Genomic DNA, 12,856 nt, shown 5'->3' on the forward strand with positions numbered 1-12,856 from the left:
TAGGGTCATTCTGAACAAGAAAAGGATATTCCATGACACAAGTATATGACATTACCATTATCGGTGGCGGCCCAGTCGGTTTATTCGCTGCCTTCTATGCCCACCTCCGTCAAGCCAAGGTCAAAGTCATTGACTCCCTGCCTCAACTAGGTGGCCAGCCTGCCATTCTCTATCCTGAGAAGGCCATTTTGGACATTCCGGCCTTTCCAAGTCTGACCGGACAGGAGTTGACCGACAACCTCCTTGCCCAACTGGCACCCTTTGACACAACTATCTGCCTCAATGAAACCTTAACTGCCATTGAGCCTGGGGAAACCATTACCCTAACGACTAACAAGGGCAGTCACCAAACCAAGACCCTGATTATCGCCATGGGGGGTGGGGCCTTCAAGCCTCGTCCGCTGGAGATTGACGGTGCCGACAGCTTTGACAACGTCCACTACCACGTATCCAATATCCAGCAGTATGCGGACAAGGACATCGTCGTTTTGGGTGGCGGTGACTCTGCGGTCGATTGGTCCCTGGCCTTTGAAAAAATCGCTAAGACCACCCAGATCGTCCACCGTCGCGACAACTTCCGAGCCCTCGAGCACAGCGTAGAAGAGCTCAAGCAGTCCAGCGTTACTATTCACACACCTTTTGTCCCTAAAGGACTTTCTGGGGAAAATGGCAGAGCTTCTGCCATTGATTTCGATAAGGTGAAGAGCGAGGACAAGCTGACCCTGTCTTTCGACCACCTCTTTGTCAACTACGGTTTCAAATCATCTGTCGGCACGCTAAAAGAATGGGGCTTGGAGCTCAGTCGCCACCGCATTGTCGTCAACAGCAAGCAAGAAACTTCTGTTCCTGGTATCTATGCCATCGGTGACTGTTGTTTCTATGAAGGCAAAGTTGACCTGATTGCGACTGGGCTAGGAGAAGCCCCAACCGCAGTCAACAATGCCATGAACTACCTCAATCCAAACGAAAAAGTGCAACCAAAGCACTCAACCAGCCTATAAGATGAAAATTGATATTCGCATTCCCCAAGCCTTTCCCCAACTGACTGTCAAGGAGGTCTTGGAAGATTATTTTCTCATTCCCAGAAAAATCCGCCACTTCCTCCGCACCAAGAAGCACGTCCGTGTCAACGGCGAGCTAATTAACTGGCAGAGCCCGATAGCAGCAGGCGACTTGTTAGAATTGACCTTTGACCAGGAAGATTATCCTGAAAAAAATATTCCTCTGGGACGGGCTGACTTGGTGGAGGAACTCTATCAAGATGAGCACCTCATTATCGTCAACAAACCTGAAGGCATGAAAACCCACGGCAATGAGCCGACGGAAATTGCCCTGCTCAACCATGTGTCTGCCTATGTGGGACAGACCTGCTATGTGGTCCACAGACTCGATATGGAAACCAGCGGAGCCATTCTCTTCGCCAAAAATCCCTTTATCCTGCCCATTCTCAATCGGCTCTTGGAAGACAAGGTCATCTACCGTGACTACCTAGCCCTCTGCCAAGGCCAGCTAAAAATGACAGACTGGACTATTACCGATAAAATCGGACGGGACCGACACGACCGCAGAAAGCGAGTGGTCGACAACCGCAAGGGGCAGACAGCTCTTACCCAGGTCCGCCTCTTGAAGACCCTTGGCAAAAATAGTCTAGTTTCCTGTCGCCTCCAGACAGGCCGAACCCATCAAATCCGGGTTCATTTGTCTCATCATGGTCATGCTCTAATTGGCGACCCACTCTATAGTCGAGTCACTGCTCCACGTCTCATGCTCCACGCCCAAAAACTCAGCCTGACCCACCCGCTGACACTCAAAGAAATCAGTGTGGAAGCACGGTCAGAGAGTTTTGAGAAGGTGATGAGAAAATGAGATAAACAAATACACCCCCAGAGTTCTCATGCTCTGAGGGTGTTTTTTTACTTGAAGCTCACTCGGAACCTCCTTGATGGATTCAGCCTGATCCAGACCCGACAGGTCTTCGTTGAGAATCTCATATTGACCGATGTCATTGATGGCATAGATGGTATGGTCCTCAATCCCCTGCTCCTCCTTATCTGGCTGGTAATCAGCCCCAGACCAGGCAGACTGGAAGAGTTCATACACTTCATTGTTTCCGACTTGGAGGTAGCCACGACCCACCTGGGTAATCTCAGCCGCATCTGGCGTCTTAAGCATCTCCATGGAGTCGCTCCGATCTGCCACCTTGAGTGCCAGCTTGAAGCGGGAGTTGGACCAGATCTGGTCATCCACCACACCAGATGGCTTCATACTTTTCTTGAGGTTTTTGAAAATGGCAGAGCTACTCACTTTATTCAAAGAGAAAAACAACGTAGTGCCTTGTATTTCATCCCTTTTTCTAGCTCCATTTTACACCAAGTCTATCCTCGCTGTTTGTGCATCAATGAAAAATCTACCCTTCCATTATACCAAAAAATCCAGACAAGGTAATCTTGTCTGGATAGAAATAACTTGAGTAAACCACCGAAATAGTCCTACTTCAAATCAAAGTCTTATTTGACTTGTTTACGGGGAATTTGTAAATCAGACTCCCATTGTCCATAGATCTCCATAAATCGACTTTCCTCGTCATCGGAATAGCCTTTAAAAACAACCTTATCAACATTTTCATGTTGGAAAAAGAGGGTTGAATCAGTTTGGAAACCGGATGGATACAACACACCCATATAATCTGCAAGTGCTTGTTCGCCACTATCTGGATCATTGAAAATAACCCCACGACCAACAATAACAAGTTTTTGAGTTCCCTCTTCCAAGTAAACAACACTTCCAAGAGGAAGTAACTCTTTTGATTTATTCATTTTCTAATAACTCCTTGTGTTTTTTCAAATACCTTTTACCGTACCAGTCCTCAAGGGATTTCCCTTCCCATTCTCGGTATTCTTCTGGATATTTCCATTTGTAGTAGGCCTGAAGGAAGTAGGGGAATCCAATGAAAATCGTAATTGCCATTATCACAATATTCCCCACAAACCATGTAAGCAGAAAACCTAATGCCGTCATTGATGTCGCGAACTTCATTCCCACTCCTTTCAGAATAAAGTTAACAATGACGCCCAAACTTAAAACTCCCATCCCATAAATAGCAATTTTATTGGCGATTTTATCGATCAAACTAGGAGCACTAACCGTTCTGTACATTAGTTTTCTAAGGTTTCCAACCTCTATCGTAATCATGAAATAGCCCAAAAATCCAATAAAAGTATAGACAGCAATAACCCCCAAAAATGATAATGCAGGTAACAAAAAGTCATTAAATACTAAATTGAATTCTAATGCAAACCAATTCATAAATGTGAAAGCATGAAATTGATATCGATAAGGAAAAAGGTACATTCGTTTAACAAATTTTCCGATCACCACTAATAAGAGCCAAATTAGGAGAAGGATTAGATAAATACTCACCGTCAACGAGGGAGATTCTGCGATTGGTATAGTTAAAGTTTGGCTATCATGAAACATCATGGAAACAACTAGCGTGGAAAAATTAAATCCAATAGGACAAATTAGCGTTACAATTAAGCTTCGGATGATAAACCACATTGATGTCCTTCCACCTTTAAAATATTTAGCAGTTTTATCATGTTGATCCTGCTGCAATTTTAAAAATCCATCATCCTCAAGATTGAGACTCTCTTCAAAACTAGCACTAAAAATTGACTTTTTCTTCATAACCTATTACCCGAATTCTCCAAATGTATCAGAGACTGTAGCTACTTACCCTTGATGGCTTTACATACAAAAATGTAACAAGTAGCCCTAGAAAGAAGGGAATACTTACTAATACCTCCGTACTTTTAAATAGAGTTAATATGATTTGTGAATCAACATATCTACCAATAAATGTTATTAAATACATGAAGAGATTAACAGTCAAAAATCCCAAGATTTTCTTTCCATAACCGTTTTTCTCTATGTCCTCCATTGAAGTCTGAATGTACTGATCCGTTACCAACCCCATGCTCTCTTCTAAAGAGGCATTCCATACTGTTTTTTTCATGTTTTCTCATCCTTATCAAATCAACCTGCTCTACTATTATACCAAAATTCTAGATAAGATAGCATGTTTAAAAATGTCGTTCAGATATGAGTTTGAAGCCACCAAAAAAAGCTGAACACTCAGCTTTTTTATGCACGCATAATCTAAATAGGGGGCAGCTTACATCTCTTGAAGTGCTGACCAGTAAAAGTTACTCAAAAATATTACCCAACTCAACATCCACGCGATTTTCTTTGACATTGATGTCGGTCACGGCTAGAAGCGATTTATAGTTGGCTACGTTGCGGTCACCTTTTTGATTTTCCGCAAAGACAGCTACGCCAACCAAGGTTGAATCAAACTCAGAGAGTAGACTGATCATACCATTGATGGTACCACCATTTTTCAAGAAGTCATCAACAATCAAGACACGACTTCCTGCCTTCAAACTACGCTTGGATAGGAACATCTTCTCAATACGGTCGCTCGATCCTGACACATAGTTAACCGAAACGGTTGAACCCTCTGTAATCTTGAGGTCTCGACGAACGATAACAAATGGAACATTGAGTACATTGGCAACGGCATTGGCCAAGGGAACACCCTTTGTCGCAACCGTCATGACGGCATCAATCTTTTCTTCCTTAAAAGAATTGGCAATAATACGACCAACGTTTTTCAAGACATGAGGTGTTGAAAGAAGGTCAGATGAGTAAATATAGCCACCTGGCAAAATCCGGTTACTTTCAGCCATCTGGTCACGAAGAGTTTGGGCAATCTCGATGGACTCTTCCTTAGAAATAGAAGGCGTGAACACAACACCTCCACTGGCACCGGTAATGGTTTCAATTTGACCAATCGAACTTTCTTCAAATGCCTTTTTAATAATAGCAATATCTTCTGAAATCGAAGACTTAGCAGACTCATACTTTTCCGCAAAGGTATTCAAGCTTGTTAATTCGTAAGGGTGATTGATGAGGTAGTTAGAGATAACAACCATTCGTTCACTTCTTCTTAATTTCATATCGTTCTCCTTTTTGGCTTTTTCCTATTATAGCACAATCTATGCAAAAAGCGAACTTTTTTATTTTAAAAAGTCCGCTTTTTTCGTATTTTGTTCATTTTTCACAAATACCATGATGGTCGAAGCCTGCTATAGCCTTGATACCAAGTCCAAATAGCATCAGCCTGTTCTTTCATCAAGGGGATTTGGAGGGGATCCACCTGCTCCGCCCAAGAAAGAGCTCCCAGACTATTCACGGTCAGATAAAGGGCTAGAAGCCTCCAAAATTCTTCAGGAATATGTCCTTCAAAATAGGCATCCAGCTGACCACGCGCAAAGGCTGGAGACAAGTCTGCCGTGAAAATCAAACGGTTGAATTCTTCCCAAGGGTCTCCTATGTCGTAGCGATCAAAGTCTAAAATTTTCAGTCTTCCATCCTGGCCCAGTAGGAAGTTACCAGTGTGAAAATCACCATGATGGTAGGCAATCGATCTCCCTTCAAGCAAGTGACGATTGGCCTGAACAAAATCAATCATGGCTGGTCCAGTTGGATAGGAATGACTAGCTGCTTGGTAGGCCGCTAATTTATTGTCAATCTTAGCCTGATAAAAACTGTTCCAGTCCCGTTGGCTTTGGTCAATTGACAGACCATGCAGGGCGCGTAAAAACTTTCCAGTCTGACAGCCCAATTCATATAAGGTTTGTTCTGACAGACTGGTAGCCAAGTCATTCATATCCTGACCTTTCATCCATTCATAAAGGGTGTAGACTGACAAGTCATCCGCCCAAAAACTTAGTGGCTCTGCCACAGGCAAACCTAGACCAAACAGGTTTTCAACTAACTGAAACTCTAATCGCTTAACCTCATAGACTGGTCGCTCTGCTATTCTCAAAAGACCAAGGCGACCATCTTCTAGCTGGACCTTGTACTTTCGGTCCGTGGACCAGCCTTTGGTGAGGGGCTGTCGAGACACTATCCGAACTGCCATCAGTCGATATTGGGTTTATAGAAAGCGCGGTTATCCATGGCAAAGATGCGGTTGGTCATCTCGCCTGGGCCGACCTTGTCCAAGGCTGATAGCATCATCATCATTTCCGCATCAATGTTGTCAATCATGTGGAGGATTTCCGCCTCCATAATCTGCGGACGGACAGGGCTTCCATACTCCAGCAAACCATGGTGGCTGAGGATGACATGGCGCAGAACAGTCACTTCCTCCAGACTGTCATCGATGCCCAATTCCATCAATACCTTGGTAATCTCTTCGTCAATCAAGGAAATGTGCCCAATCAGATTGCCACGGACAGTGTAGCCAGTATTGTCTGGACCAGTCAATTCGATAACCTTGGCTAGGTCATGGAGCATAATCCCTGCAAAGAGCAGGCTCTTGTTGAGCTGGGGATAAATATCACCAATTTTATCAGCCAAGCGTACCATGGTCGCTGTATGGAAGGACAAGCCTGAGTAGAAGGCATGGTGATTGGTCTTGGCTGCTGGATAGGAATAAAATTCCTTGTCGTACTTGCTGTAGAGAGCACGGACAATCCGCTGCCATGTGGCATTTTCAATGCGGAAAATCATCTGGCTCAGGTAGTCCTTGGTGTCCTTGACATCAACAGGTGGTTTTTCCTTGAAATCAGCAGGGTCGTTGGGCTCGCCTGCCTTTGGCAAACGAAGAACAAGCTGGTTGACCTGAGGGGTATTGTTGTAAACCTCACGGCGTCCCTGCATGTGAACAACAGTTCCAGCAGTAAAGTCCTTGATTTTCCCTGGCTGGGCATCCCAGACCTTGCCTTCAATCTCGCCCGTATCATCTTGGAAAGTTAGCGCTAGGTAGTCTTTTCCAGCTCGTGTTTGACGGACTTCAGCTGTCTTGATCAGATAGAACCCTTCGAAGAATTCATCTTTTTTCATTTGATTAATTTTCATTATCTTCCTCATCTAATGGGGACAGGCCAAGCAGTCCCTTGGTTTGGTCATCTTCGTACAGGTCAATGGTACGGAGACTACGCTCGATAGCGTTGGTGCGAGTGGTTAGGAGTTTATCAATATTGCTGCTGGCTTGATTGAGTTGTTTCTGAGCCTTAAGCAAGAGGTCAGAAAACTTGCCAAATTCCAGCTTGACATTGCCCAAGACCTTGGAAATATCATCGGCTGACCGTTGAATGTTGAGGGTCTTAAAGCCGACGGAGAGGGAATTGAGTAGGGCAGACAGGGTGGTCGGTCCTGCTACCACGATATTTTCCTGACGGCGAAGCTCATCAAAGAAAATGGGATTGCGGACCACCTCTGAATAAAGTCCTTCGGTTGGCAAGAACAACACACCAAAATTAGTCGTTTCAGGCGGATTGAGGTACTTGCTCTGAATGTCCTTGGCAAAACGTTTAATAGCCGCTAAAAGATTTTTGCGGTGGAAGTCAATCTGGTCCTTATCGCCACTTTCGTAGGCATCTTCCAAGCGATAATAGTCCGCCAACGGAAACTTGGAATCGATTGGCAGATAGATATAGTCTCCCTCGGTCCGTCCTGGTAGCTTGACCGCATACTCCACGCGCTCACTAGAGCCTGAAACTGTGGCAAACTCTCGCTCATATTGGCTAGGTGTCAAAATATCCTCGATAATCTGTCCCAACTGCAATTCACCCATGATGCCACGGGTTTTGGTGCCAGACAGGACCTTGTTCAGACTACCCACATCACGCGCCACCGTCTGCATTTCACCCAGACCACGATTGACTGATTCCAACTGCTTGGACACCGTTTCAAAGGAGGCTTGTAGGCGGGTTTGCAGGGTTTTCTCCAGCTTTTCCTCGACTGTTTGCCGCATTTCTTCCAGGCGTTTTTCATTGGACTCCTGAATGGCCTGCAAACGGCGGTCGGTGGCATCTCGATTTTCCAAGTGGCTCTTATTCAGCTCTTGACGGATGTCGGTTAGCTGTTGGTAAAGCTCCGTGCGAAGTCTTTCCACTTCCTGGTGAATGGCTTGTTGCTGTTTAAGGGTTGCATTTTCTAGTTGATAGCTGAGCTGATCAGACAAGTTGTCTGCAGTGTCTTCTGCCTGATCTTGCAAAAGCAGGGCCAAGCTCTGCCATTTTCCATAAAGAAAAACCAAGGCAAGCAAGACCAGTATCAGCAAAATAAGTAGTACAATATCCATCTAATTCTTGTCCTTACTGTAGATCAGGACCACGTAGCCCTGATCCAGTTGAATGTCTATGTCCCTATCTATAAATTCGTTAGAAGCATAGCATTTTTTGAAAAAATAATTGCTGGCATCCAGCGGGTACTTGGCATGACGAATGGTCAGGCAGCTTTGGTCCGACGGCATAAAGGAAATGTACTTCATACCAGCAATCGGTGACAAACGGTGCTGACCTGCAGGTCGAAAACGGACGACGTTCTGACTGTCCACCAATTCAATCTGCTCCATATAGGCTGCCAAGTCCGGCTCTGCAGCCAAAAAGAGATTGGCCATCATATGGTCCATACGCCCACCCAAAGCTCCGTAGATACGGACCTGAGCCTGCGGATAGGCCTTGAAGATTTCCTTTAAAGCCAGCTCCAAATCTGTATCATCTTTTTCAGCAGGAGCTTGCAAAAAACGCTCTGCCAGACCCTTTATCCGCACCAACTCCTCCGAGGTCACCGAGTCAAAATCACCGATAGCCCAGTCAAGAGGCAGGGAATGGTCCAGAAGACGAAGAGAGCCTGCATCTACCCCCACATAGAGGTCGGCAGGCTCAGGAAGGCAGTCAAAGGAACCGCCTGCAATGACAGCAATCTTAATCATTGAGGGCAGCTCTCAGTTTGGCAACGTTGGCATCCAAATCGCCTTTGAAGAGGTAGGAACCAGCCACAAAGACATTGGCACCCGCATTTTTGGCTGAATGAATGGTCTTGTCGTCAATCCCACCGTCCACTTCGATGTCAAAGGTCAAGCCTTTGGCTTCACGGAGTTTAACCAAATCTGCAATCTTCTCAGCCACTTCTGGAATGTAGGCTTGTCCACCAAAACCTGGGTTGACCGTCATGAGCAGAACCTGATCCACCAAGTTGAGCACAGGCTCAATGGTCACAAGAGGAGTGCCTGGATTGATCACCACACCCACCTTCATACCAGCCGCACGAATTTTTTGGAGGGTCCCATGCAAGTGAACCGTTGCTTCTGCGTGAATAGTCAAGATATCCGCACCTGCTCGAGCAAAGGTCTCAATATGATTTTCAGGATTAGACACCATTAGATGGCAATCGAAAACCAGCTTGCTATGAGGACGCATGGCCGCAACCACATCCGCCCCAAAGCTAATATTTGGCACGAAATGACCGTCCATGACATCAATGTGCACATACTCCACACCTGTCTTTTCTAGACGCTTGAGCTCTTTTTCAAAATTTGCATAATCTGCCGCCAAAATAGACGGTGCAATCTTATAATGTGACATACAGAACCAACTTTCTATTTGAATTTCTTACTTACCTTGGCATAGGTTTCGCGCTGATTTTGGATTTCGCTGAGGAATTGAAGATAATTGTCAAAGCGACTTTGGGAAATGGCAGAGCTGGCAACAGCTTCCTTGACCGCACAATCCGGCTCATGGGTATGGGTACAGGTCCTAAATTTGCAGTCCTGGCTGCTTTCTGCAATCTCTGGGAAACAATCTGTCAGAGCCTCAGCCTCCTTGACTTCATAGTCTAGGGATGAAAAACCTGGCGTATCCGCAATTTTCCCACCGAAGACATTGTAGAAGCTGACCGCACGAGTGGTATGGCGACCCCGCCCCAGACTATCTGAAATAGCCCCTGTTTCCAAGGCTAATTCTGGTGCAATGCGATTGAGAAGAGTCGATTTACCAACCCCTGTCTGCCCCATAAAGACCGTCACCTTATCCTGCAATAATGGCGTCAATTCCTCCAAACTATAGACAAATGGATAGCCAATTTTCTCATAGATAGCCTTGAAGGCATCCATTTCCGTCCGATCTTCTACCAAGTCCATCTTAGAGATATAAATAATAGGATCCATGTCCTTCTGTTCCAAAAGCACTAGGAAACGGTCTAGTAGATTGGCATTAAAATCAGGTTCCTTGGCGGACATGATAACCACCGCCTGATCGATATTGACGATCGGAGGCCGAACCAAACTATTCTTCCGCTCATGGATTTTTAAAATATAGCCTTCTGAGTTTTCCTCCGCAGAAAAGTCCACAAAATCACCCACATAGGGCGTTTGGCCTTTCTTACGAAAATTTCCTCTGGCTCTGGTTTGATAAACAATTCCATTCGCCTCAACATAGTAAAAACCTGCCAAGGCCTTGATAATTCTTCCTTGCAATGAAGACTCCTTTGTGTGTACTTGCTACCATTATACCAAATTTCCTAGGAAAAAGGGAGTAAAGCCAAGTCCTGTAGAGATAGAATTTCCCAGCCTATATAAAAGTGAGATAACTAAAAAAGCCCTCAAACGAGAGCTTTCTTGGTATACATAGATGGACTAGTCTCTTTTGCGTGATGTAGCAGCTAATCCCAGACCTGAAAGACCGGACAAGAAGCCTCCTAAGCCTAGGAGAATAGAGCTGCTATCGCCTGTTTTTGGTAAGGTTTTGGCAGTAGCCTGAGAACCTTCCTCTGGTTTGACAGTATTTGTGCTTGGAGTAGAATTGTCTACCTTTTTCTTGTCGGTTGTTGCGACTGTCTGAGCCTTGCTAGTTGTATTGCCAGCTAGGAGCGAGGTAGCCGTTGGTTTTCCAGTTGGTTGGTCGGTTGGGGTTTCAACTAGTTGCTCAACGGGTTTTTCTGTTGGTGTTTCTACTGGCTTCTCAACTGGGGTTTCAGTTGGCTGTCCTGCTGGAGTTTCGACTGGTTGCTCTACTGGCTTCTCAGCTGGTTGTTCAACTGGTTGCTCGATTGGAGTTGTAGCTAGGATTTCAGTTGGCTGTCCTGCTGGAGTTTCTACTGGTTGTTCTGTCGGAGTTTCTACTGGCTTCTCAACTGGTTGCTCAACAGGCTGGTCGACTGGGGTTTCTGGAGCGATGTCCTTAATCATCCAAAATTGGACCCAGGCAGAACCACCAGAATTCATCAAACCTAAAGCATAATCATAGGTGAGCTCATAGGTTGGACCAGCGTATTGATCTAGCTTATACCCGTCGACTTTTGGTGCTTCTACCGTCTTTGTTTCTCCTGGATTGAGGGTAACATAGTAATGAGACAATGGACCATCAGCTTCTGAAATTGCAATTATTGCTACCGAAATTGGTTGGTCGGTTGGTTTATCAGTTGGCTGTTCTGTCGGGGTTTCTACTGGAACTTCCGTTGGTTGTTCGACTGGGATTTCAACTGGTTGCTCTACTGGCTGTTCTGTCGGGGTTTCCGCAGGTTTTTCAACCTTTCTAAATCCAGTATTAATCGACACTCCATTTCTGCGAGCTACACTGTCATAATCTAATATTAATACACTATCATAATCTTCATGTAGAGTATATCCGTCAAATACAGGGTAATTATAAACGACACTTTCTCCAGGTTTAATATCTATGTATACACGGTCGGCTATTTCAGATAAGTCTGATACATCATAGAAAGTAAGGACAGCCGTAACACTTTCCTGATTTTGTGCATATACGATACTAGAAGCATTTAACAACTGCCCACCTACAGGACCAACCACTCCACCCAAAACAAGGGTAGAAGTAAGGGCTACGCCCCATTTAACCAATTTTTTTGCATGCATTCTCTGTTTCCTAAGGTCTTCTGACCCTCCCTTTCTTTTAAACCTCTTATAATCCCCTGCTACCATAGGGTTTGTATGTGTTTTAGTTAAGGGTCGTTAACTAAAACAAGGAAAAATCAAAAAATGCCGACTTGGAAAGGCTTGAAAAACCAGTCAAATCAGCATTTTGAATGTTTCCTATTGATAACTTTGATTGTTTTAATAGACGACCGTCTACTAAAACACATAAATTCGCTTACAGTTTATCATTTTGTGCTTTCTCTGTCAAAGAATTATGTGCTTTTTGACTGCGAAATGGGATATTATTTCGTTTTAAGACCTGATAGATGGTTGCTGTGGAGATATTAAGCTGCTTGGCGATGGATCGGACAGTTGTTTCTTCTTGCAAATAGCTGTTAATCACTTGTTTTTCCTTGGTTTTTGAAATCCCCTTGTTGCCCAACTTAACCCCTCGCTCTTTAGCCTTACGCAATCCGTCCTTGGTGCGTTCCGAAATAGCTTGAAGCTCCCACTCTGCCACATAGCCCAGCATGAGACAGAAGAACCTGCCCGTCAGCGAGTTGGTTTCAATTTGTTCATGAATGGATTGAAGACGGATGTTATTACTGGTTAGCTCCGAGATGATAGCGGACAGGTGGAGCATCTTTCTGGTCAGGCGATCTAGCTTATAGACCACAAGGCTGGTTTCTATCCCACTTTCTGCACAGGCCTTGGCCAGTTTGAGAGCTTTTTGAAGTTGTGGCCGGTCTTGATAGCCTCCCGATTCCTTTTCGATATAGAGCCTGTCGCAGAAGTTCAGGGCTTCTTTTTGCACTTCCAGCCCAAGTTCTTGCCGATTGTCCCTTGAACTCACACGGGCGTAGCCAATGACGACAGAGCCTTGTTCTTGATAGTGTTTGATGGTTTTCTTCACAATTTCCTCCTTGATTTATTCTAGTAGCAGGGGCTGGTTTGGACAGTCATGTGGCGAATGTTTGCCCATCATTCCATTTTCCCCTAGCCAAGTCAAGAAAAAAATAGTATAATAAAAAGCAAGCGGAGGTGGTGGAACGGCAGACACGCATGCTTCAGGCGCATGTGCCCATCGGGTGTGAGGGTTCAAATCCCTTCCTCCGCATGATAAACGAG

At 45.0% G+C, this 12,856-nt stretch carries 14 protein-coding genes, 1 tRNA gene and 1 pseudogene; 3 read left to right on the plus strand and 13 right to left on the minus strand.

Going from position 1 to position 12,856, the window contains the following annotated elements; translation table 11 throughout:
- Positions 1-32: 32 nt before the first annotated feature.
- Positions 33-1,001, plus strand: a complete 969-nt coding sequence (locus ACEE44_RS04060; protein ID WP_449171358.1) for an NAD(P)/FAD-dependent oxidoreductase — start codon at positions 33-35, stop codon at positions 999-1,001.
- 1 nt (position 1,002) lies between these two features.
- Complete coding sequence (locus ACEE44_RS04065) at positions 1,003-1,866, plus strand: RluA family pseudouridine synthase (RefSeq protein ID WP_449171359.1); 864 nt, start codon at positions 1,003-1,005, stop codon at positions 1,864-1,866.
- A 54-nt stretch (positions 1,867-1,920) separates the two neighbouring features.
- Here the strand turns inward: ACEE44_RS04065 and ACEE44_RS04070 are convergent.
- The 13 genes and pseudogenes from ACEE44_RS04070 to ACEE44_RS04130 all read right to left on the minus strand — a co-directional run.
- A pseudogene (locus ACEE44_RS04070) lies at positions 1,921-2,268 on the minus strand (type VII secretion protein EssC); the annotation flags it as partial.
- Positions 2,269-2,507: 239 nt separating this feature from the next.
- Entirely contained in the window at positions 2,508-2,816 is a 309-nt protein-coding gene (locus ACEE44_RS04075) for a DUF4176 domain-containing protein (protein ID WP_024407992.1), read from the minus strand.
- The gene (locus tag ACEE44_RS04080) at positions 2,809-3,687 is read right to left on the minus strand and encodes a hypothetical protein (protein ID WP_449171360.1); all 879 of its coding nucleotides are present in this window, start codon (positions 3,685-3,687) and stop codon (positions 2,809-2,811) included. The genes ACEE44_RS04075 and ACEE44_RS04080 overlap by 8 nt, the downstream gene beginning before the upstream one ends.
- Before the next feature lie 28 nt (positions 3,688-3,715).
- Complete coding sequence (locus ACEE44_RS04085; RefSeq protein WP_449171361.1) at positions 3,716-4,015, minus strand: hypothetical protein; 300 nt, start codon at positions 4,013-4,015, stop codon at positions 3,716-3,718.
- A gap of 190 nt (positions 4,016-4,205) precedes the next feature.
- Positions 4,206-5,018, minus strand: a complete 813-nt coding sequence (gene purR, locus ACEE44_RS04090) for a pur operon repressor (RefSeq protein WP_449171362.1) — start codon at positions 5,016-5,018, stop codon at positions 4,206-4,208.
- A gap of 101 nt (positions 5,019-5,119) precedes the next feature.
- A complete protein-coding gene (locus ACEE44_RS04095; protein ID WP_449171363.1) occupies positions 5,120-5,986 on the minus strand; it encodes an aminoglycoside phosphotransferase family protein in 867 nt (288 codons plus the stop codon).
- Positions 5,986-6,927 carry a 3'-5' exoribonuclease YhaM family protein gene (locus ACEE44_RS04100; RefSeq protein ID WP_024386106.1) on the minus strand — a complete coding sequence of 314 codons (942 nt, stop codon included), beginning with the start codon at positions 6,925-6,927 and terminating at the stop codon, positions 5,986-5,988. Before ACEE44_RS04100 ends, ACEE44_RS04095 begins: the two co-directional genes overlap by 1 nt.
- The gene (locus ACEE44_RS04105) at positions 6,917-8,155 is read right to left on the minus strand and encodes a DNA recombination protein RmuC (protein ID WP_449171364.1); all 1,239 of its coding nucleotides are present in this window, start codon (positions 8,153-8,155) and stop codon (positions 6,917-6,919) included. Before ACEE44_RS04105 ends, ACEE44_RS04100 begins: the two co-directional genes overlap by 11 nt.
- Entirely contained in the window at positions 8,156-8,788 is a 633-nt protein-coding gene (locus ACEE44_RS04110) for a thiamine diphosphokinase (protein WP_449171365.1), read from the minus strand.
- Positions 8,781-9,440, minus strand: a complete 660-nt coding sequence (gene rpe / locus ACEE44_RS04115; RefSeq protein ID WP_024409901.1) for a ribulose-phosphate 3-epimerase — start codon at positions 9,438-9,440, stop codon at positions 8,781-8,783. The genes ACEE44_RS04110 and rpe overlap by 8 nt, the downstream gene beginning before the upstream one ends.
- 14 nt (positions 9,441-9,454) lie before the next feature.
- Positions 9,455-10,330 (minus strand): ribosome small subunit-dependent GTPase A, encoded by an 876-nt coding sequence (rsgA, locus tag ACEE44_RS04120; protein ID WP_125183861.1) that lies wholly within the window; start codon positions 10,328-10,330, stop codon positions 9,455-9,457.
- Positions 10,331-10,489: 159 nt separating this feature from the next.
- Complete coding sequence (locus ACEE44_RS04125) at positions 10,490-11,728, minus strand: LPXTG cell wall anchor domain-containing protein (RefSeq protein ID WP_171999083.1); 1,239 nt, start codon at positions 11,726-11,728, stop codon at positions 10,490-10,492.
- 235 nt (positions 11,729-11,963) lie between these two features.
- On the minus strand, positions 11,964-12,641 hold the full coding sequence (locus tag ACEE44_RS04130) for a recombinase family protein (RefSeq protein ID WP_248060809.1): 678 nt from the start codon (positions 12,639-12,641) through the stop codon (positions 11,964-11,966).
- A 122-nt stretch (positions 12,642-12,763) separates the two neighbouring features.
- On the opposite strand from ACEE44_RS04130, the gene ACEE44_RS04135 reads away from it, so the two are divergent.
- Positions 12,764-12,845: transfer RNA gene (locus tag ACEE44_RS04135), tRNA-Leu, on the plus strand.
- The last annotated feature ends 11 nt before the right edge of the window (positions 12,846-12,856 follow it).

The organism is Streptococcus sp. 32226D021BW, from assembly GCF_053545015.1.